The organism is Halobacteriovorax sp. RT-2-4, assembly GCF_047085445.1.
In the GTDB taxonomy this organism is placed as follows: Bacteria; Bdellovibrionota; Bacteriovoracia; order Bacteriovoracales; family Bacteriovoracaceae; genus Halobacteriovorax_A.
In genome coordinates this window covers 1,439,044-1,460,514 of the sequence record NZ_JBKIXY010000001.1, presented here as the reverse complement: position 1 = coordinate 1,460,514, position 21,471 = coordinate 1,439,044, and the positions used below count along the sequence as shown (strand labels likewise).

The window sequence follows — 21,471 nt, the reverse complement described above, 5'->3', positions numbered from 1 at the left end:
TGAGAATAGTAAATAATAGAGCCCTTTAAGGAAGAGGAGAGAAAAGTGGCCGATCAATCATTAGACCCAGATGTAGAATACTCGCTACTATCAGGACAGGACAAAGCAGCACTTCTGCTTAGTTCTCTTGGTGTGAGTACGACGCAACTTATATTCGCACATATGCGCGATAACGACGTAAAACGTCTTATCAATGCGATGTCTAATGTTAAGAAGGCGCCAATTTGGATGATCAAGCGTGTTTTAGAGGAGTTCTACTCTGAACTAAACGAAGAAAATGATCTACTTTTCTCTGATAACTCATCTCGTGACTTTATTGTTAATGCTCTTGGTGAAGATCGTGCTAAGCAACTTCTTGGTCAAATCATTGATGTTGGTGCCAATCAGACACTAGAATCACTGGAGCTAGTTGATACTAGAACACTTGCTAACTTCCTAATTAATGAGCACCCACAAACAATTGCGCTTATTATTGCTCACTTATCAGCAGAGCGTAAGGTTGATGTCCTAAGACGTCTTCCTGAGGGACTTCAGGCCGAAGTTGTATTAAGGGTAGCAAACCTTGACTTCGTTTCTCCTGAACTTATTGCACAACTTGATGATGTTCTTAAGACTGAACTTTCTACACTTGGAACAATTGATACAAATCAACTTGGTGGTGTTGAACCTATCGCAGATATGCTTAACCTTATGGATAAGAATTCTGAGAAGAATATTATGGGACGAGTTGAGGAAAAAGACCCAGAACTTGCAGAAGAAATTCGTAAGCTCATGTTTGTTTTCGAAGACCTTGTCTATGTTGATGATCGTGGTATTCAAGCACTTCTTAAAGAAGTTGATCAGCAAAAACTTGTTATTGCTCTTAAAACGGCACCTGAAGAAATTAAAGCGAAGCTGTTTAGAAATATGTCTAACCGTGCAGCAACTCTTCTACAGGAAGATTTGGATGCTCTTGGACCGACAAAACTTTCTGATGTTGAAAAAGCTCAAGCAGAGATCGTTCACAAATGTAAAGAACTTGAACAACAAGGTAAGGCGTTTATCTCACGTGGTGGAGATGGCGATGCCCTTGTATAAGATAAGGTTAGTAGCTTAGTATGACTCGTGAAGTAAAAGAATATGAATTTCACTCTTTCTCTCAAAAACCTCTGAACTCTAGTGTTGAGGATTTTGAGTTTCAAGATTTCGAAGGAATGTCGATTCGTGAAATCGAAGAGAAGCAAAAGATTATTCGCGTTGAAAGACAAATGGCCAAAGATACTGGTTTTGACTTAAATCCAATTGTTCACGAGCATAGAGGTGTGCGAGCACAGGAAGAAGATGATTTTGCTAGGGCCGTACAAGAAGAAGTGGCCCGTCAAGTTGAAGCTGTTAAAGAGGACGCTTATCGTGAAGGGTTAGAGCTTGGACGAGAGCAAGGACGTGAAGAAGTTAAGGTTGAACTTGCTGGAGCAGCGGAAGAGAAGATTCTTCTTTTAAACGATATGGTTTCAGAAGTTCTTAGTACTCAAGTAGGACTTCTTTCTGCACAGAAAATGCAAACATATACACTACTTAGAACAATCGCAAAGTGGATTGTTTTAAAAGAGCTTAAAGATGATGGGGAATATATTATTCGTCTTCTCGAAAAGCTTATTGTCGAAGCACAAACAAAAGAAAACCTTCTTATTAGAGTCAATGAAAAGCATTTCGAACAAATGCCAGAGGTTTTAGAAGTTGTTCAAGCAAAACTTGGAGAGCTTACTAACACTCGTGTCGAAATTGACTTTGATATCGAGGCTCCTGGTATTGTCGTTGAATCTCAAAACGGTATTGTCAATGGTAGCTTAAAGACTCAACTTGATAGTCTAGATAAGTTATTTGAAGCAGTAGGCTTAGCAAGTTCAGAGGACGACTCGGATGAATCACAATAATTTTTCAACATTAGACCTTGAAGCAATTCATAAGGCATATGAATACGCAACTCCTTACCAAAAAGTAGGGAAGGTTTGTGCATCAAAGGGTATGCTTTATGAAGTAAACCTATCACGTGCCGTTATTGGTTCAAACGTTGAGTTTGTTACTGAATTTGGTGATCGTTGTCTCGGAGAGGTCGTTTCAATCGATGGCCCAAAATGTTTAACAATGCCTTATTCTGAAATCGCAGGGATTAACTCAGAAACAAAAGTATACTTAAAAGAGCTTGTTACAAAGGTTAACGTTGGAGAGCAATATCTAGGTCGTGTTATCGACTTCCAAGGAAACCCAATCGATGGAAAGGGCCCGATTAAAAGATCTAATGAAGTGAGATCTATTTTTGGTGAGTCTATTAATCCATTAGAGCGTCCACCAATTTGTGAAATGCTAGATACTGGTGTTAATGCAATTAATGCTTTTATGACAGCTGGAAAAGGACAACGTTTAGCTATTATGGCCGGTTCTGGTGTTGGTAAGTCAGTAACACTTGGTATGGTTGCGCAAAAGTCATCAGCTGATGTTAATATTATCGCTCTAATTGGAGAGCGTGGCCGTGAGGTTCGTGAATTTATCGAACATGACTTAGGTGAAGAAGGTTTAAAGAAATCAATCGTTGTAGTTGCAACTTCTGATACTTCTGCACTTATTCGTATGAAGGCCGCTTATGTTGCTACAACATTTGCAGAATATTTTAGAGATCAAAATCAAGATGTTCTCTTAATGATGGATTCGATTACACGTTTTGCTATGGCCTCTCGTGAAATTTCTTTAAGTGCTGGAGATCCTCCAGGTCAAAAGGGATACACTCCAACTGTATTTGCACAGCTTCCAAAATTAATGGAGCGCGCGGGAACAAAAGCTGACGCTGGTACCATTACTGGGATCTATACTGTTCTTGTTGAAGGGGGAGATATGGATGAGCCGATTGCTGATGCCGTAAGGGGGATCAGTGATGGACACATTATTTTATCTCGTGCTCTTGCATCAAAAAACCAATTCCCTGCAATTGATGTTTTACAGTCATTATCAAGGGTAATGAATAAAGTTGTTTCTAGCGAACATAGAGTAGTCGCAGGACATATGCGAGATCTTATGTCAGCTTATCGAGATAACGAAGATCTAATTAACGTTGGAGCTTATTCAAAAGGTTCAAACCCTAAGGTTGATAAGGCGATGATTATCATTGATCAACTAAATGATCTACTAAAACAAATGCAAGGTGAGGACCATTATCAATCAATTGATGAACTATATGATTCGATGGTTGGACTCGCAAAGTATGCAGAAGAAGCTTATAACTCATATGAGGAGTAATATAATTGCGTAGAGAAAAGTTTAAACTACAAGGCTTATTAAAACTAAGAGAATTCAAGGAACAAAAAATTAAACTTGAATTAGGGCAGATTAATATCGAAAAAGGCCGTTTAAACGAAGCTATTGCAAAATGTAACATCGATATTGAAGAAACTTATAAGGCCCAAGAGGCTTTCTTTGATACATATACATCGGGAAGGAATGCTCAATTTTTTCCAATGTTTATTCAATCAAAAAGAGACGAAATAAAAGTCTTAGAAAATCAATTACACGCAGTTGAAAGACAGTACCAAGAGAAAGTAAAAGAGCTTTCTGTTGCAAAAGGTGAAGTTAAAGTAATTGATAATTTAAAAAATGAATTTGAAACAGAACAAAATAGGGTCATTGAGAAGAAGCGCCAAGAAGCGATTGATGAATTAATGATGGCAAAAAGGCATGCTCAAAAATTGGCCGGGGAAGCTTAAATGAAAAGGTTATTACTTTTAGTTTTGATTATTTCATCTTCACTTTCAGCTATTGCAGAAGAGAAGAAAATATATTCACAAGAAGAGTTTGATAAGGCACTTGAAGTTGCCTTAGAGAAGAAAATGAAAAAAATAGGGCGTTCAAAGTTGATTGAATTCTCAAAAGAGCTTCTTAAAAAGGAAGAAGAGTTGGCAATTCGTGAAAAGGCCTTAAAGAATCAACAAGAACAAGTTGTTGTTAATCAAAAAGAACTTGAAGGTCGAATTAAGGAATTTAAAACTTACCAAACAAATTTCCTATCATGTCTTGATAAGAAAGATTCTGATGAACAAAAGCGTGTTATTCACATGGTTGATGTTGTTTCTAATATGAGGCCTCAGACAGCGGCAAATCTACTTTCTCAGCAAGATCCTTCTATCTCAATCAAGATTCTCGGAGAGCTCGATCCTGTAAAGGTTTCGAAGATCTTTAACATGATGGATAAAGAAGTTTCAGCGCGTTTACAAAAGCAATACATGACGATGAAGAAGTAGGGGTAAACTTTTCCATGGTTAATTTTTTTGTGAATTTATGTAAAGATATTGCAAGGCGTTAAAAAGGGACAAAGAATAATGCTTAAAAACTTACTTGGACATAACTTAAAAGCAAAGGGGATGAAGGAGCAGTCGCAGACTAGTGCGAAAACTGTTTCTCTCGATAACCTGCTTTCTAGTCATGCCAATAAGAAGCTTTCTAAAGGACAAAAAGAAGAGTTTAGTAAACTTCTTCATGGTGGGGAGTCCAAAGGACAAGAATCACTTCTGACTACGAATGTGGCCAAGGGATTAGTGTCAAAATCGCAAAAGCATAATCTTAAAAATCCAGTTAACGAAAAAATCACTCATCAAGAAGTAAGAGAGCTTCTTAAAGAGGGAAAAGCAAATACTAGCTCGCTAATTAAAGATTCAAATAGTCCAAAGATTGCAAAGGCCATGGCCAAACACTCAACACCGACATCTTTAATTTCAACTTTAAGCTCAGCAAGTACAGCAGAGAATAGACCAGTTGGTAAGCACAGTGATATTGATAATATTCTTGGAACAAAGAATATTATTGAATTACAAAAAGCAAAAACAACACTTGTTAACTCAAAATTAGAAAATTCAACTGAAAACAAGCAAGCACCAAAACTAGCTTCAAATGGTGTTAAGACTAATGCTCTACTAGGTAAGCACACACAAGCAATTATTGAAACAGCGCAAGTTTCACCAGATAGAGAAGTTGAAGCTCCTCGTGAAAACACGAATCTTTTAAGAATGGCACCAACAAACCTACTTAAAGGTAAGAAAGCACCTAGTTTACAAAGTAATCAGTTGACGAGTAGTGCAGATTTTATTGCTAATCGCCAAGTATTAAATAATCAACCTGCAAATGAAATGAAAGCTTCAAATAGCTTACATATGAATAAGTTTACAAAAGAAGCATCACAGAAGAATAACTCAATTATTCGTATGAAAAATGAAGTTAAGGTTGAAGACTTTTCATCAGATATTACAGCAAAAGGTGATAGAAGAGCACCACAACAGGTTCAAAATAATTTAATTGGTGCACTTGGAAATTCGAATACAGCAAATGATTTTAAAGCTGAAATCAATCTTGCGAAAGCACCAGAAGTTCTTGATCTTTCAAACGTAACGAATGCTGATCAAATGATTAAAGAAGTGACTAACTATATCGAAATGAATCGAATTGAAAATAGTAAGTCTCTACAAGTTCTTGTAAAGCATAATGAACTTGGACATTTTAATGTAACGGCCAATAAAGACGCTAATGGTATGATTGCATTAAATATTGAAGCTTCAACAATTGAAGCGAAAGAATTCTTTAAGGAAAACGAAGTTAAGCTACTTAAAAATCTTGATATGAAAGGAATCAGAGTAGCTGACTTTAAGATCCATACGGCCACGTCTGGTCAAATGAGCGATACTGCTTCACAATCTGAAAGCTTTAAGAATGAAAAGCGTAATAGTGAAAGGCAAGCGGACAAAATCTCCTCTTCAAAAATGAGTGGAAATGAGTCTGAATATGCGAGACAATTAGATAGTGAAGATTCTTTTGCATTTGATAGTTTTCAAGATGCAAGAGAAGGCCGTCAAAGAAGATGGCAAGAGTATAGCGAACGCATAGGTGCATAATGCCAGAAATTGGAAAACCACAACAGAGAAATTCATTTTCACAAATCGGTATGGGCCCACGTCAAACGAAGGGCAATAGTCGAGGTGAATCGGTTGGTGAGCAACTAAACCGTATTGCTGGTAATGATATTGTTGATCAAAAGTTTGTTGATGAAAAAGAGCACAATAAAATGGGCCAAGATGGTTTCTTAAAGCTTCTTTCTCACCAGCTTACAAATCAAGATCCAATGAAGCCGATGGATCAAAAACAGCTATCTGCTGACCTTGCACAATTCTCTCAATTAGAGCAGATGACAAATATGAATGCTAAGCTCGATAAAATGGGTAAGAATGACCCTCAAGAGCTCAAGTTTTTCGGTGCTAGTTTCTTAGGAAAAGAAATTTTAACGAAAGGTGCCTCAGTTAGTTATGATGGCCAATCGTATAAAAAAGATGTTCCATTTTTCTTAGATAAAGAAGCTAAGAATGTTATGGTTAATATCTATGATAAAAATCGCCAGTTAATTGGAAAGGTTGAAGCAGAAAATCTTGGAAGAGGACAACACACTCTTGCTTGGAATGGCCGTCAACTTGATAATACAAGAGCTGCAAAAGGTGATTACACACTTGAAGTTTGGGCCTTTGATAAGGACATGAATAAATTTAAGGGTGAAACAAAATCGACTGGTGTTGTTAATGGTGTTGATTTTGAAAATGGAGAGACAATTTTCACATTAGAAAATGGAAAAAAAGTTTTCTTACGTGATGTTGATAGCTTCAAACTAGCTTCTAATACAGGTTCAGAAGTGAACGATAAAAATATTGCCGCATTGCAAAAGAGGGCGGCACAAAACTATAATAATATTAACAATTCCGCTAACCAATAATTGGAAATAAATGGGAACTAAAGATATTTCAAATTTTCATATTCCAAATGTAAGCCAGATTCCTGGTTCGAAGAAAGTTGATCTTCGTAATCGTCTTGGTAATGTTGGTGGAAACGAAGCTGCTCAATCAGAATTTAAAAATCTTTTAAATGAGCAGATCTCAAATGAGAAGATCAATAAAGCGCATCAGTTAGATCAGTTAGCGCAAACTCAAAGAGAACACGGAATTCAACTTTCGACTCATGCAGCGAAGAGATTGCAAGAGCGAAATATTGATATTGATAGTAACGAGTTTTTTAAACTTAAGGATGCTTTTCAAAAACTTCAAAGTAAGGGTGGAAAGGATTCTTTAGTAATTACAGATAAAGCAGCCTATATCGTGGATGTACCGGCCAAGAAGGTGGTAACGGCCATTGATAAGGGAAGTATAGAGAGTAACGTATTTACAAAAATTGATTCGACTGTATTGGTTTAAGATTTAATTAGCTGGTCCTAACGGAAGCTTCGTGTTTGCCTGTCGTTGTAAACACATCTTTTAAAATCTTTATTCCATTTAGTCGTTTTTAGATCTGGATCTAACAGAGCAGTTTAGATTTAGTTTTAGTCTAGGAGGGACGAATGAGTATTTTAAGGTCATTTAACATTGGTGTATCTGGTTTAAGCGCATCTGGAGCGGGAATGAACGTTGTTTCAGACAACATCTCAAACGCTGGGACACATGGTTTTAAAGCTTCTAGAGCTGAATTTCAAGATGTACTTGCAGTCTCTCTAAAAGGGATCGAAGGTGGAGATCAGTTCGGTGCTGGTACAAAGCTAGCTCACATTAAGCCAATCATGACTCAAGGTGATGTTGCAAGAACTGAGTCGATCACTGACCTTGCTATTCAAGGTGATGGATTCTTCAAGGTAAAAGCTCCATTCGGAAATGGATACTCTAGAGATGGTTCAATGCACTTTAACAAAGACGGTGAGCTTGTTAACGGTGATGGATATAAAGTAATTGGTTTCAAATCAAATGAAGATGGAACACTTACAAATAAAGAAGGTGAGATTAAGTTAGGAAACACAACGATTCCAGCTCAAGCAACTGAAAAAGTTAAGCTTTCTATGAACTTAGACTCAAGAGCTTCTGTTAAGCAATTTGATCCAAATAATCCAGAAGAAACTTCAAACTTTTCTTCTTCAATGACTGTATACGATAACGTAGGTACAGCTAGATTAATTACTGTTTATTATAATAAGACTGCTGATAATAACTGGACTTACCGTGCAATGGTTGACGGTGCTGATGCTCAAGGTGGTGAAGCAGGAACTATGGTTGAAATGGCACAAGGTCAACTTATCTTCAACGACAAAGGTCAGCTTCAAGAAGAAGTAGAGTCTTCAAATGCTTTCAACTTCAATAAAGGTGCACAACAAGGTCAAAAAATTGAATTCTCATGGGGTGAATCAATCTCTGAAGGTGGAGATGGTACTGATGCTTCAACTCAGTATGGTTCAGGGTCTGCAGTTGCTAGACACACTCAAGATGGTGCATCAGCTGCTACTCTTGGATCTCTATCGTTCAACGATGATGGTATCCTTACTGCAGTTTATGACAATGGTGAAACAAGAGATATCGCTCAAATCGCTATTGCAAAATTTGATAATAACGAAGGTCTTTTCAAAATGGGGAAAAACCTTTTTAAAGAATCTAAAAACTCTGGTCAACCAGCAATGGGGAAACCAGGTGAAGCAGGACGTGGACAAGTTCTTTCAAAGTCGATCGAACTTTCAAACGTTGATATTGCAAATGAGTTCGTTAACCTAATGACGTCTCAAAGAAACTTCCAAGCTAATGCTAAGACGATCTCTACAGCAGATAAAATGATGCAAGAGGTCTTCAGAATCAAGGGTTAATAAATAACTCATACTCCTATGCTTTTAAGGCCCTCTTTTGAGGGCCTTTTTTATGTTCTTGTGCTTAAATACTTCTATTATTGGAGAATTTTATGAAGACAAGAATTGAAGAAGATTTACTCGGACAATTAGAAATAGATAATGAAATGCTTTATGGAATCCATACGCAAAGGGCCCTAAATAATTTTCAAATATCAAATGCAAAAATTGGAGACTACCCTAATTTTGTTAAGGGGATGGTTCTTACTAAAAAGGCAGCAGCAGCTGCTAATAAAGAAATTGGTACAATGGAAGATGATAAGTGCGATATGATTATTAGCGCTTGTGATGAAATCCTAGCAAACCTTGATGATTACTTAAAATACTTTCCATCTGATGTCTTTCAAGGCGGAGCTGGTACTTCGGTAAATATGAATACTAACGAGGTTATTGCTAACGTTGCTCTTGAAATGAATGGACATAAACGTGGCGATTATAGTGTCTTAAATCCAAACGATCACGTAAATAAATCTCAATCAACAAACGATGCTTATCCAACTGGTTTTCGTGTCGCAGTTTTCTTTTATATGACTAAAGTAATTGAGCGAATTCAAGAGCTATCAGATAGTTTTGAAAAGAAGGGAGTTGAGTTTGAAAAAGTTTTAAAAATGGGGAGAACACAATTACAGGATGCTGTTCCTATGTCATTAGGAGATGAGTTTCACTCATGGGCAGTTAATCTTCGTGAAGAAGTGCGCTCTCTTTCTCGTTGTCGTGACCTTGTTTTAGAAGTTAACTTAGGTGCGACAGCAATTGGAACAGGACTAAATGCTCACGATCGTTATTCTGATCTTGCCATCGGTTTTCTTTCAAAATTTACAGAAGAAAGTTTTGTAAAATCGGAAAACTTAATTGAGGCAACATCAGATTGTGGTGCTTATGTCATGATCTCTGGGTCTTTAAAAAGAACAGCGGTTAAACTTTCAAAGATTTGTAATGATCTAAGACTTCTTTCTTCAGGTCCACGTTGTGGGTTTAATGAAATCAATCTTCCTGAGCTCCAGGCTGGATCATCTATTATGCCAGCAAAGGTAAACCCAGTTATTCCAGAAGTTGTAAATCAGGTTTGTTTCAAAGTTATTGGAAATGATATGACTATTACAATGGCCGCTGAAGCAGGACAACTGCAACTTAATGTAATGGAGCCAGTTATTGCTCAATCTCTATTTGAATCAGTTGATCTTCTTAGTCATGCTGCTACGACATTAAAAGAGAAGTGCGTTGAAGGTATTACAGCTAATGAAGAGCATACGACAAATATGGTTTTAAACTCAGTTGGAATCATTACATATTTAAATCCATTTATTGGCCACCACATGGGTGACGTTATTGGAAAAGAGGCCGTAAAGACGGGGAAATCAATTCGAGAATTAGTTCTTGAGAAGAAGTTACTTTCAGAAGAAGAATTAGATGAGATTCTTTCAGTTGAAAATTTAATTAAGCCTAAGTACAGAGCAAAATTATTCAAATAAAAAAAGCCTCCATTTCGGAGGCTTTCTTTTTCGCTATATTAATTACGACGATTTCTTCTTTCTTTAAATACATGAGCTCGGCAAGTTGCGGCCATGATATTTGGATGATTTGTTGGCCCTGAGAACCTTGTGAAATCAAAGCTTCTAACGTTGCAACCATGTTGGCAACGGTAGTTAAAAGTTCTTTGAAATCCATTCGTGTATGTAATCGTGTATTGATAATCAAGAACAGTCATAAACCTATGTGAATTATTATAAATTTCACAATTAACAAAAGGTCCCCAATTAATTTGGCCTTCCACTGTGCGGTGTCTTTCTTCTTGTGCCCAAATCTTTTGAGTTAAAAAAAGTAGCAGCGCTAAACATAATAGCTTTTTCATAAAAATCCCTCTCTAATGAATATTTATATAAAAATGCTATTAGAGATTAGAGGCTCTGGCAAGTTAACGAGGGTAAAGCTATAGGTGCGACGTGTTACTGGTTTAGTAGTCTATCGGCCTGGATTGTTAGGCCAACATTCTCTCTTGTCACTTTGCAGTATAGTTGCGTACCTTTGAAAGTTTCTTCTTTCCACATATCCTGGTAATCATCCCAGTTTTCGTCTGCAAAGAATTGATCAAAGAAGGCACCGATTGAATCCACTAATCCTTCTAGAAGCTTAGTGTGGTCACCGTTTTCTTCTAGATCCATTGAGGCAAAGTATGTTGTAGCAGCAGCTGCTTGGTTTGATGTGTCCACAAGAGAAGCAATTACTAGAACTTCACCTTTGTGCAATCTTCCATAGACTTCAAAAACTTTATTAGCATCAAATAACTCGTTGCGATACGTATCTTGAAGAAGTTCAAGTACAGAATCTGCCCACTCATTTGGAAGATCAATTAAAAATGGCCCGTTTGTTCTTGAAAGCATTCGCAATATCCTTTTTTAACGCTACGAAAATCTATATAGAAGTAGAAGATAATTAACAAGCCACTGTTTGTGTGTCAATATATCTGGACTTTAAATAAGACTAAATAAAAAGGAGTAAATAATGAGTGTTTATATTCTTTCTGGTGCTAGAACACCAAGTGGAAGTTTCTTAAGCTCACTTGCAGAAGTTGGAGCAACTCGCTTAGGTGCAACGGCAATTGAAGCTGCAGTTGAAAAAGCGGGAATCGCAAAAGATAAGGTTGATGAAGTATTTATGGGGAACGTTGTTCAGGCAGGTGTTGGACAAGCTCCAGCTCGTCAGGCCGCAATCTTTGCAGGTCTAAGCGAAGCAACTCCATGTACAACAATTAACAAAGTTTGTGGATCGGGGATGAAGACAATTATCTCTGGTGCTCAGTCAATTATGACAGGTGACAATCAAGTTGTTGTTGCTGGTGGTATGGAAAATATGTCACAAGCTCCTCACTTGCTTATGAACTCTAGAACTGGTGTTGCAAAATTTGGTGCAGCAGAAGTTAAAGATGCTATGCAATGGGATGGACTTTGGGATGTTTATTCTGACCAAGCAATGGGAAATTGTGCAGAAGAGTGTACTGAAAAATATAACCTAACAAGAGAAGCACAAGATGCTTATTCAATTGAGTCTTTTAAAAGAGCTCAAGCTGCAATCGAAGCTGGGATTTTTAAAGATGAAATCGCTCCAGTAACAATCAAAGGTCGTAAAGGTGACGTAGTTGTTTCTGAAGACGAAGGACCATTCAAGGCTAAGTTTGATAAGATTCCTGGTCTAAGACCAGCTTTCAAAAAAGATGGAACAATTACTGCTGCTAACGCATCAACTATTAATGATGGTGCTGCTGCTGTTGTTCTTGCAGGTGAAGAATATAAAGACCAAGCAGAATTTAAAATCGTTGGTTGGGCATCTCACGCTCAAGCGCCAACTTGGTTTACAACTGCTCCAATTGAAGCAATGAAGAAGAACCTTGAGAAAACTGGACTAAAACTTTCAGATATTGATGTTTTTGAAATCAATGAAGCTTTCGCAGCTGTTCCAATGGCAGCGATGGCAGAAATGGGAATTGATCACGCAAAACTTAATATCTATGGTTCTGGTGTATCACTTGGTCACCCAATTGGAACTTCTGGTACTCGTATTGTGGTAACACTTATGACTGCTATGAAAAACCAAAATGCAAAGTACGGTTTGGCCTCTATTTGCATCGGTGGCGGTGAGGCGTTATCATTGATATTAGAAAAAATTAAATAAATTTGCAGGACTTTCGTAGTCCTGCTTTTTAGTAGGACTATGGATGGCCCAAGCTCAAACACAAAAACAACACAAATCTGGTATCGTTCGATTCAAAGCAGGTGAAGTTCTTTTCAACCAAAACGATCCAGCGGATTCTCTTTATATTATTCAAAAAGGACAGATAAGACTCTATATTCCAAAAGGACAGGGCTTTGTTGAAATTGCAATCCTTCGTGCTGGTGAAGTTATTGGTGAGATGGCCTATTTTGATGATAAGGGATCAAGAAGAAGTTGTTCTGCTGCTGCCATTGTTCCTACAGATGTTGTTCGCGTTACATTTTCTGCATTCGATAAAACAATGCAGGGTCTTAATCCATGGTTTAAAACAATCGTTAATACTCTTGCTGAACGTTTGAGAAAGACGAATGATCGTGTAAAAGCACTTGAGACCAACTCTGTTGGTTTTGGTAAAGATGGTAAAGTTGGTGAGTATGTATTCTTTCACACAACTGATGTTTTAAGAATTCTTGCAGGGATTTATCTTTCTTCTAAGGTGCACGCGCAAAAAGGTGAGGACGGTGCACACCGTATTCATATTAGCTCAATTCGTTATTACCTATTCGATATCTTTGGTGTTTCTGAAATTAAGTTTGAAGAGATGATTGAACTTTTAAAAAGAGAAGGTTTGATTGTTATGGAAGACGATAAGGACGGACAACCAAAACTTGTAAAAATACCTAATCTCGAAAGCCTTCGAAGTATTGTAGCTTTTGTTAATGCTGAAAAAATAAAAACAGATGATAAGAAAATAAAAACAACGAAGAAGTGCAATCTAATTCTTTCTCGTATGAAGAATCAACTTCTTGCAAAAGGTATTACTAAAGGAAAGTCTTCTGCCGATTTATCTGCAGTTATTGCTGAGCTTAGAGAAGGTGAAGCGATTGTTAACGCTGAAGATATTCGTCCTGCAATATTAGCGGGAATTGTGGAAGATATTTTCGTGGATGACAAAGGTAATATGACTAATGTTGTTGATATGGATAAATTGATTAAAATTTTACCGGGCCTAATCTTTCAAGTTGCTTGGCAACGTTTAAATGAAGAAAAGGCCGGTAATAGTTATTAGTTTCCAGTTGGATAGAAGTTTACTTCAACATTGGCACCATCACTATAAACAGCATTTCCATAAAGTTTTAAGAAGTAACCAGTTTCGTTCATAACAGGTGTCGCTGGAGTGTCATCTGTTGGACTTGTCACCTTAATATTGAAGTTTGAATAATAAGCAGGATTAGATCCTGATTTCATTAATTGCCATCCATTTGTCGAACTCTTATTAATAGTCTGCCCATTAATCTTAAGAGTAATCGAACTTTCAACAGGCTTACTATTAAGTTTTACGTAACCATAAAAGTTTTGTGGTGTTTGATAGCTTACAACTAAACATTCTGGATATTCCACAATTGCATTTCCATTTAAGCGAATAATGTGGCCAGAGTGTTCTTCTCCAACTGAAGGAGAGTATCTAGTTGCAAAGTTTCCTCTCTCACCAATATAAGTATAGCCGTTGCTCATTCCTTCAAGAATTGGTGTTCCAGCTTGAGAGCTTCCTCTTACATACTTTGTGATAATTAGAGAACTAGTATCGATAAGAGCACCTGGCTCTGCTACTTTCCAGTAGTTGTATTTGTGGTTTAAGATTGCATCTTTAATAGATTCATTCACATGATCAAATATATTATTGAAGTTATTTTGTGTACACACATCTATCCTGTCATTAGAACCATCAAAGTTAGCACGAATAAATGGGTATGGATTACTTCCACTTAAGTTGTCATATGGTTGACTGTAAACTAGGTCACTAGCACCATGGTAGTTGTAGTTTCTTTTCCCTTTAGATACTTGTGGGCAATTGTAAGGGCTAGGGTCAATTGATGGAGCTAAAGAAATTAGTCTCATCATCGATGAATTAAGTTCGTAGCTACCAACATTACTACAAGTTGAGTTAAACGTTGCAGCTGTACTACGTGTTGTTCCAAGCATTTGTTTATCATCACTTGTATATAGTGATTGAGAGTAAAGTGCTCCATTATAATTACCACGCATACATAGAAGGTCATGGGCCATGGCCTTACGATACTTTACAGATAGTGAGTGGTAATTTGGTAAGTTTACACCCGTTGTATTCCATGAGTTATCATCCTCGTTAGACATGATAACAATAATTGTATGAGCACCTTTTCTAAGGGCACCATTTAATTGATTTAATTTTACAAGTTCGTTAATACGAGAAAGACCGCCTTCTTTTGTTCCTGATTGGGGACTAAAGTTTGAAATAACATTTGAAGCGGCATAGCGAGATATTGTTGTAACTCCTGAAGGATTAATTCCTGAGCGAGAAAAAAAGTATGTGCCATTATTACCTGAACCAATAAGAGGCGCCATAAGAACCTGGTAATCAAATCGATCCGCAATATTGTTTACAACATTATTTAGTGCTGTTTTAGTCTGGCTACTAATAAAGCTGGTACTTGTTGAGTTATCCCAAACAAAGAGTAGGTCAACAGGTGGCCTAATATAAGTAAACTTAGAACACATTTCACTGTTTACTGTCTGAGTAGGGTCTGTCCCAAATGAGTTAGAATTCTTGCGTGTTGCAAATTCTTCTTTCGCACAAGAGGCCATGAATAATAATGTCAAAACAAGTAAGATCTTTTTCATCAATTAACTCTTCGGTTAAGAAAAATTAAAACTTAAATATAATTCAGCCTTTTTTACTAAAGTATTATTCACATTTGATGCTTCTTAGGGGCAATATTTTTCATTAATTTTGTTAATGATATCAACAGGTTAAAATAGGAAGTGCAAATCAAATGGAGAAGAAAATGGCACAATGGTATTACGTTGAAAAAGGTGAAAGAGTAGGACCTGTTGAATTAGAAGAGGTTGAAGTCCTATTTGGAAAAGGAAAGCTGACGCCTGATAGCTATGTTTGGACTAAAGGATTTGATAATTGGAAACTTATTTCAGAAGCGACTGAGCTAGGACATTTATTAAATAAGCGTGTAATGGATGAACTTCCTCCAGAGCTCGATATGCCTCCTGTCATTGATGATCAGCACGTCGTTCTTTATTCATGGGATGATATCAAAGATGATGAAAAAATAATTACGATTAAAATTGGTCTTGATCGAGGAATGGAAGAAGTTGAGTATGGGCCGTTTAGTGTAATTGATTTACAAAAGGCTTATCAGCAAAATCGTATTAATGAAAAAACTCTTGCTTATATACCTGGTGAAAACGAATGGGTTTTCTTAGCAGAAACACCAATTGCTAAGAAGGTAATGGGGACTGTTCCTCCATTAATTACAGATGATGAAAGAAGATTAAATCAAAGAAAACCATTTGTTGCTCGTATGTTCTTTCATGATTCTCAACAAGTATTTGAAGGAGTTTGCCGCGACATCTCAATTGGTGGAATGCAAGTTCTTGTTTCGAATTTTCCATTTAATGTAGGTGATGAGGTCACATTAAATGTTCACCCTGAAAATACTGATTACCACTTTATTGCCTCGGGCCTAGTAGTAAGACATCTTAATGAGAACCAAGGTTTTGCTCTCCGATTTGTTAATCTCTCAGACGAAGCTGAAAGCTCGATTAAAAGCTATATCGGTTAATTGAAGATGGATACTTCGATTTATATTCGTGAGTATCATTCAGGTAATGAGGAAGCAAAAACCCTCATTCTTTTTCATGATATTGGCGGAGGCCACTATACTTACGATAGTTTAATTCCCTTGCTTGTGGAAGAAGGGGTGAATGTTGTTTGTTTTGATTATATTGGCCATGGCCTAAGTTCTGGCACACGTGGACACTTTGAAAGTATTAATCACGTTAAGAATTTTTTAAATGAACTATATCAACATAGTAAACTTGCGCAAGGTGAGGAGATTTATACTCTGGCCGTTAATCAAGGTGCATTAATCTCTCTTTTTTATTCCACGCTATTTGATAATGTAAAAGGTAATATATTCTTAAATCCTAAAATTAGAACTGAATATAATAAGAACTTAAAAAATGAATTAATATCTAAAATACCATGGCAACCAAATTTCTTGTCACGCTCTCATATTAAGCTATCAAAGCAAAGCAATGACTTAACGGCCAATAACTTTGTAACAAAGAAGACTCTAGTTGTTCTTAACCAAATCTTGAAAAAAGTTCAATTGAACGTCTATTTCATGCAATGTCGAAACTTAATCTTTAGTAGTAATAAAGACAGTATTATCTTTGAGACAATTATGAGTGAATTTAGAGAAGAGGTTGAAATCCCTGAGTTTAATTCTGTAAAGACCATAAAAAAACAAGACATTATTTTCAAAGAAACTTATAATTGGATACATGAAAACTAAAATTTTAGCTCTTTTTGCCCTGGTTTTATTAACTTCTTGCGGAAATATGACAAAGAACTTTGTCAAAGGCGGAGAATCTATTATCAAGGGTGGTACTGCTGGTGGTAAGCCTTGGAATGATCCTTTGAAGTTTCAACGCCTCTCTTGGTATTCAGAGCTTAATTTAATGTATGATGTTTTCTTAACTAAAATCGAGCCAAGCTCTCCGTTTTGGCAATGGTTTTCTGAAGGTGAGTCAAGACGCCTTAAAGAGTGTAAGGATGTCTATGTTGCTATCACATTTAGTTTAGACTCTGACCGAATTTCTCATGCAATGTTTTATAATCAAGTTTTATCGAAAGAGCTTCAGCCTGTCGTAACTAATGACTTTGATCTTGCCATTGCAAACCATCCAGACTTCAATAAATTCTTTTTGTCGTTATACAAGAGTAAAACACTTTGTGCTACATCTGATATCGGTGACTTAAAGATTCATTTTCCAAATTATAGAGTGAAAACTCTGCATTTTTAGTCAAAAACTTATCTAAAGTTTGCACTCTGAAGTTCCGATAAAAATTCGAGGAGCTTTAGTAATGAGTGAAGAAAAGAAATTTGATAGATTTGGTCGATACCTTATTCTAGATCACCTAGTTGATGGTGGTATGGCCAAAATTTGTCGAGCTCGCTTTCTGGGGGAGCAAGCCGATAAAATTGTAGCAATCAAAATGGTTCAGCCACAATTTTCATCTGACGAAGCATTTCAAACTATGTTCATGGATGAAATTAAGACGACATTTGGATTATTACATCCAAATATCGTTCAGACCTATGACTATGGTTTTCATAATGGTCAGCTTTTTGTTGCGATGGAATATTGTGATGGTAGAAACTTAAAGCAATATATCGATAAACTTAAAGAACATAACTATGTCTTTCCTGTTGAAATCTCAGCTTTTATTACGATTCAAGCAGCCCAAGGCCTTCACTACGCTCACACATTCACTGATAAACTAACAGGGAAACCTGCAAATATTATTCACCGTGATATTTCACCTCATAATATCATGTTAACTTTTGATGGCTCAGTAAAGGTAATCGACTTTGGTATTGCAAAGTCTGAAACTAACTCTGAAGCGACTCAGGCGGGAACTATTAAAGGTAAGTTATCATACCTTGCTCCTGAATACTTAGATGGTTTAGATCTTGATCCACGTTACGATCTATTTGCTACAGCAATTACATTATGGGAAATGCTATGTTCTAGAAAGCTTTTCAAAGCTTCAAATGATCTAGCGGTATTAAAGAAGATTCAAGAATGTAAAATTCCTGTACCTTCATCAATTAACCCAATGGTTCCAAAAGAACTTGATAAGATTATTTTAAAGGCCCTTCATAAAGATCGTAACAAGCGTTACCAATCTCTTGAAGAGTTTGCTCGAGCTTTAAATAAGTTCTTATACTCAACTTATCCAGACTTCAACTCTTCAGATCTTTCATACTTTGCTAAAGAGTTATTCAAAGATGAGATTAAAGTTGACCGTGAAAGAATGTATGAATTTGGTCAGATTGAGCTTGGCCCATATATTAAAGATTATAAAAATGAAACAGAAGGTAAGCCTTACAGTAGTGATGATAGTGTTGATGCAACTCAACCATCTGTAGCTAAGAAGAGAAAAGAAAAAGAGGCACTTTTTGAACTTGATATTGATGAACAAACAGATATTCAAGTAGAAGGTTCATTACCTAAACTTGATATGGCCTCAAAGTCATCAAAAACAAAAATTAATAAGATTGATATTCGCTCTAATAAGACTAGTGCTAGTACTAAGATCAAACGAATTAAGAAAAAGAAGAAAGTTGAAGCAAAGAAAAAGAACTACTTCATTCATGTTGCCTCTGTGGCAGCAATTGCTGCTGGAGTTTACTTTGCCAAGGATCATATTCCTTTCTTGAAAAATTCATCAACAACTCCAACTGAGGTTGCAACGACAGTAGAGCCAAAGGCTAAAACAAAGCGTGAGCCTACAAGTAACCAGCGTGGAACGATAACGCTTAAGAACTTCAGTCGAAATAAAGATAAACTTTATATCAATGGATCTGAACAAAGTGTTGATGTTTTAAATCGTATAAAAGTAAATGCAAATGAACTATTAACTGTTCGTGTAGAGAAGACAGGGCGTGAGCACTTCATTGTCCAAGATATTTCAATTCAGGATGGAGAGTCTCGTAATATTCAAGTTGAATCGATGCCAAAAGCATACTTTGGATATCTACAAACAAGTTCTGCTTGTTTAAAGGGAACGATCAGTTTTGAACTTTTTGGAGAGCAAAGAGAAGAGAGATTACCTATCCGCTTTGTTCCAGGGATTCCATTTGCAACTGGAATAAGTCCACAAGGTGATAGTGTTCCAAAGGAATATGAAGTCATTATTAAGGATGCAAAGAGCTCTGTACCACATAAGGTAAGTTTCGAAATTCAAAATTCTAAGGTCGTCGATCTTTGTAAATTATTATAAAAAAAAAAGCCCGCTTAGCGGGCCTTTTTTTATCTTGATAATGCTTTAATTAGTGTTGCAAGAACTGACTCTTGAAGCTTTGTTATTTGACCAATATTGGCCATAATAATAAATGGACTCTTTAGAATATTTCCACAAATAGTTAATTCACCCTTTTCTTCACTGTATTCTACAATTTGAAAAGCATTTACGAATTCTTCTTCAAAGTGTTTCATTAACTTTGCTTCAAATTCTTTTCCCTTAACTGGGTTTGGTTTTTTGTCCCCATCAATCGTTATGTGAACGAGTGCCTTTTTATCGCTATTTTTTGAAACGTCTTCGATATCATTATAGATAAGCTTTAGATTATTAGCACCTAAGTTGATTTTGAAAATATGCCACAGTTCTTCGAAAAAGGCAGTTCTATCATTTGGCCATAGAGCTTTTAGGTGATCCACTACTTCGAATAGCTCTTCTAGTAGAACAATATTATTTTGCAAAATCCAGTTACTTGAAATCTTATCAAATACTTGTTTTAGTTTATCGTTTGATTCTGCTTCAAATTGTTCAGAGCTTTCAAAAAAATTATTTCCTTCATGTAGTGGAGTGTACTTTGATTCTTTCTTTAGAAAGTTATGGACAACCTCTTCTTCTAATAATTCAGGAGAATAAAAGATGCAGTCAAATTTCTCTTCAGATACTTCTGACACGTCAGCAATCTTGCTTTTTGTGTTGCTATTTAAATCTCTGATAATAATTTGATTCTGATTTTTAATAAAACCAATCTGGCGTTGCATTATGTCCCCTCTGTGTGTCCTATTGCAAAATATTATCGAATTAGTCGAGCATACGTCAATCTTCTAGGCCCTCGAGGATATTGTTTGTCGCTGTTTTTGACGAAATAGGGGAATAAAAGAGCATGGGGATGTTGGAATTTGAACTCGATGATATAATTAACATATGTTGTCATTAAAATTGATGATTGGCCTATGTCCGATCTTATTATTTTCAACAAATAGTATTGCTCAGGATGCCTGGCTTCTCGATGATTTTTATACACAAGGTAGCAAAAAGGAAGAGAAGAAGAGAGCTAAAACTCATTACAAGAAAGATTCCGCACTTTACCAAATTGATATAAATGGCGACATTGTAAGAGAGTATATTGGAACCTCAATTGTTGATGGTATCCCGACTTTACAGATTTATGATGTTCAAAAAAGATTAATTTTTAGTTATCGATTTCCAATTTCAGGATTTAATTCTCACATCTATCGAATTAAAAGAAGAAAGATTTCAGAAAATAAAACAGCAACACTCTTCTACCAATTTAATGGTAATACTAACTATATCAATACATATGGTTCTTCCAATTTATGGGGTATCGTAGTTGAGAATGGAAAATTAGATAATATTAAAATTCATAACTTCGGACAAATTTGGCAAGAGAACAAAGATAATTATGGCCTTTATAAGAGGGCGCATTTAGTTAACTTTATGGATGTTAATAATGATGGACAACTAGATGTCGTTATCTCTAGTGGTTCAGTCTATAAGGCTTACTCCCATGTTAATGGGAGTAAGTGGTCTCAAACATATAAAAAATAAATTGGTTCTTTTTTAGGATTTTTACGAAGCTTTCTTAACTTCGTCTTTCTCTTTTGTACTTCTCTTATCTGAGAGGTGAGTTACATTTGAATGATCAGTAGTCTCTTCACGCTTTAGGTTATTAGCGTAAGAATCTTTGTTCGCTCTGAAGAATGTATAAGCACTAACTGCAATTGGAAGTAGAATAAAGAAAAGGTAAAGTAAGCTTTCTGAGGCATTACTTTCTGTATAACTTTCTACTTTTAAAAGTTCTGGGCTATGTACTCTTTCTGTTTTTGCTGTAGAGGGTTTTCTCGTTGGAGAGAAGTCATATCCTTTTGCTTTTGAAGGTTCAACTTCTTTATATTCTTCGATTGAAGAAGTATATGTATCTTCTACCGCTGGTTTTCTTGCAAAAGAAAATTGTGACGATAAATACATTAATGAAATTGCGATAATTAACTTACTCATTATTTTCTCCATCCTAGAAGTGACCAGGGCCACCTTAGTATTTTACCACCATTTTAAAAGCAGTTTGAGATGGTAATCTTTGACCATCAGCTAATCATACTTATCGGCTAACTTTTGTAGGTACTTAAAATTGCGGAAAAAAAAAGAATGAACAAACTAAAATTCAGGG

Annotated in this window: 22 protein-coding genes; 17 read left to right on the top strand and 5 right to left on the bottom strand. The window is 36.2% G+C overall.

The genetic code is table 11. The annotated features are described in order from the left end of the window. Positions 1 to 45 precede the first annotated feature (45 nt). The 10 genes from fliG (at position 46) to aspA (ending at position 10,185) form a co-directional block, all read left to right on the top strand. The gene (fliG, locus tag ACMAYL_RS06910) at positions 46 to 1,077 is read left to right on the top strand and encodes a flagellar motor switch protein FliG (protein ID WP_021266524.1); all 1,032 of its coding nucleotides are present in this window, start codon (positions 46 to 48) and stop codon (positions 1,075 to 1,077) included. A 20-nt stretch (positions 1,078 to 1,097) separates the two neighbouring features. After that, positions 1,098 to 1,913 (top strand): FliH/SctL family protein, encoded by an 816-nt coding sequence (locus ACMAYL_RS06905; RefSeq protein ID WP_103218951.1) that lies wholly within the window; start codon positions 1,098 to 1,100, stop codon positions 1,911 to 1,913. Continuing rightward, a complete protein-coding gene (locus tag ACMAYL_RS06900; RefSeq protein ID WP_392990805.1) occupies positions 1,900 to 3,270 on the top strand; it encodes a FliI/YscN family ATPase in 1,371 nt (456 codons plus the stop codon). The genes ACMAYL_RS06905 and ACMAYL_RS06900 overlap by 14 nt, the downstream gene beginning before the upstream one ends. A 5-nt stretch (positions 3,271 to 3,275) precedes the next feature. Then, a complete protein-coding gene (locus ACMAYL_RS06895; protein ID WP_412470910.1) occupies positions 3,276 to 3,734 on the top strand; it encodes a flagellar FliJ family protein in 459 nt (152 codons plus the stop codon). Then, positions 3,735 to 4,268, top strand: a complete 534-nt coding sequence (locus tag ACMAYL_RS06890; protein ID WP_103218954.1) for a hypothetical protein — start codon at positions 3,735 to 3,737, stop codon at positions 4,266 to 4,268. Positions 4,269 to 4,346: 78 nt separating this feature from the next. Then, positions 4,347 to 5,909 (top strand): hypothetical protein, encoded by a 1,563-nt coding sequence (locus tag ACMAYL_RS06885; protein ID WP_412470909.1) that lies wholly within the window; start codon positions 4,347 to 4,349, stop codon positions 5,907 to 5,909. Next, the gene (locus tag ACMAYL_RS06880; RefSeq protein WP_103218956.1) at positions 5,909 to 6,775 is read left to right on the top strand and encodes a flagellar hook assembly protein FlgD; all 867 of its coding nucleotides are present in this window, start codon (positions 5,909 to 5,911) and stop codon (positions 6,773 to 6,775) included. The genes ACMAYL_RS06885 and ACMAYL_RS06880 overlap by 1 nt, the downstream gene beginning before the upstream one ends. Positions 6,776 to 6,785: 10 nt before the next feature. Then, positions 6,786 to 7,250, top strand: a complete 465-nt coding sequence (locus ACMAYL_RS06875) for a TIGR02530 family flagellar biosynthesis protein (protein WP_103218957.1) — start codon at positions 6,786 to 6,788, stop codon at positions 7,248 to 7,250. Between the two features lie 143 nt (positions 7,251 to 7,393). After that, entirely contained in the window at positions 7,394 to 8,674 is a 1,281-nt protein-coding gene (locus ACMAYL_RS06870) for a flagellar hook protein FlgE (protein ID WP_103218958.1), read from the top strand. A gap of 92 nt (positions 8,675 to 8,766) precedes the next feature. Continuing rightward, a complete protein-coding gene (aspA, locus tag ACMAYL_RS06865; protein WP_103218959.1) occupies positions 8,767 to 10,185 on the top strand; it encodes an aspartate ammonia-lyase in 1,419 nt (472 codons plus the stop codon). 38 nt (positions 10,186 to 10,223) lie between these two features. Here aspA and ACMAYL_RS06860 read toward each other — a convergent pair whose 3' ends face one another. Then, a complete protein-coding gene (locus tag ACMAYL_RS06860; protein WP_103218960.1) occupies positions 10,224 to 10,565 on the bottom strand; it encodes a hypothetical protein in 342 nt (113 codons plus the stop codon). A gap of 94 nt (positions 10,566 to 10,659) precedes the next feature. After that, positions 10,660 to 11,094, bottom strand: a complete 435-nt coding sequence (locus ACMAYL_RS06855; RefSeq protein WP_103218961.1) for a hypothetical protein — start codon at positions 11,092 to 11,094, stop codon at positions 10,660 to 10,662. A 121-nt stretch (positions 11,095 to 11,215) separates the two neighbouring features. Here ACMAYL_RS06855 and ACMAYL_RS06850 point away from each other — a divergent pair, with 121 nt between their 5' ends. Both ACMAYL_RS06850 and ACMAYL_RS06845 read left to right on the top strand, forming a co-directional pair. Further along, the gene (locus ACMAYL_RS06850; protein WP_103218962.1) at positions 11,216 to 12,382 is read left to right on the top strand and encodes a thiolase family protein; all 1,167 of its coding nucleotides are present in this window, start codon (positions 11,216 to 11,218) and stop codon (positions 12,380 to 12,382) included. Positions 12,383 to 12,425: 43 nt separating this feature from the next. Next, on the top strand, positions 12,426 to 13,490 hold the full coding sequence (locus ACMAYL_RS06845; protein ID WP_412470908.1) for a Crp/Fnr family transcriptional regulator: 1,065 nt from the start codon (positions 12,426 to 12,428) through the stop codon (positions 13,488 to 13,490). On the opposite strand, the gene ACMAYL_RS06840 is transcribed toward ACMAYL_RS06845, so the two are convergent. Beyond that, positions 13,487 to 15,082 carry a hypothetical protein gene (locus tag ACMAYL_RS06840; protein ID WP_412470907.1) on the bottom strand — a complete coding sequence of 532 codons (1,596 nt, stop codon included), beginning with the start codon at positions 15,080 to 15,082 and terminating at the stop codon, positions 13,487 to 13,489. The two genes, ACMAYL_RS06845 and ACMAYL_RS06840, sit on opposite strands and share 4 nt — an antisense overlap. A gap of 164 nt (positions 15,083 to 15,246) precedes the next feature. Between ACMAYL_RS06840 and ACMAYL_RS06835 the strand changes: the two genes are divergently transcribed. The 4 genes from ACMAYL_RS06835 to ACMAYL_RS06820 all read left to right on the top strand — a co-directional run bounded on the left by ACMAYL_RS06835 (position 15,247) and on the right by ACMAYL_RS06820 (position 19,268). Continuing rightward, positions 15,247 to 16,038, top strand: coding sequence for a GYF domain-containing protein (locus ACMAYL_RS06835; protein ID WP_158246935.1), 792 nt, complete (start codon positions 15,247 to 15,249; stop codon positions 16,036 to 16,038). Between the two features lie 6 nt (positions 16,039 to 16,044). Further along, on the top strand, positions 16,045 to 16,773 hold the full coding sequence (locus ACMAYL_RS06830) for an alpha/beta hydrolase (RefSeq protein WP_103218966.1): 729 nt from the start codon (positions 16,045 to 16,047) through the stop codon (positions 16,771 to 16,773). Continuing rightward, positions 16,763 to 17,284: a hypothetical protein gene (locus tag ACMAYL_RS06825; protein ID WP_103218967.1), complete on the top strand. Its 522-nt coding sequence runs from the start codon at positions 16,763 to 16,765 to the stop codon at positions 17,282 to 17,284. The genes ACMAYL_RS06830 and ACMAYL_RS06825 overlap by 11 nt, the downstream gene beginning before the upstream one ends. A 61-nt stretch (positions 17,285 to 17,345) precedes the next feature. Beyond that, positions 17,346 to 19,268 (top strand): serine/threonine protein kinase, encoded by a 1,923-nt coding sequence (locus ACMAYL_RS06820; RefSeq protein ID WP_103218968.1) that lies wholly within the window; start codon positions 17,346 to 17,348, stop codon positions 19,266 to 19,268. A gap of 29 nt (positions 19,269 to 19,297) precedes the next feature. On the opposite strand, the gene ACMAYL_RS06815 is transcribed toward ACMAYL_RS06820, so the two are convergent. Beyond that, the gene (locus ACMAYL_RS06815; RefSeq protein WP_103218969.1) at positions 19,298 to 20,044 is read right to left on the bottom strand and encodes a hypothetical protein; all 747 of its coding nucleotides are present in this window, start codon (positions 20,042 to 20,044) and stop codon (positions 19,298 to 19,300) included. A gap of 163 nt (positions 20,045 to 20,207) precedes the next feature. On the opposite strand from ACMAYL_RS06815, the gene ACMAYL_RS06810 reads away from it, so the two are divergent. Next, positions 20,208 to 20,852, top strand: a complete 645-nt coding sequence (locus tag ACMAYL_RS06810) for a hypothetical protein (RefSeq protein ID WP_146037909.1) — start codon at positions 20,208 to 20,210, stop codon at positions 20,850 to 20,852. Between the two features lie 21 nt (positions 20,853 to 20,873). On the opposite strand, the gene ACMAYL_RS06805 is transcribed toward ACMAYL_RS06810, so the two are convergent. After that, positions 20,874 to 21,302 carry a hypothetical protein gene (locus tag ACMAYL_RS06805; RefSeq protein WP_103218971.1) on the bottom strand — a complete coding sequence of 143 codons (429 nt, stop codon included), beginning with the start codon at positions 21,300 to 21,302 and terminating at the stop codon, positions 20,874 to 20,876. Positions 21,303 to 21,471: the final 169 nt, after the last annotated feature.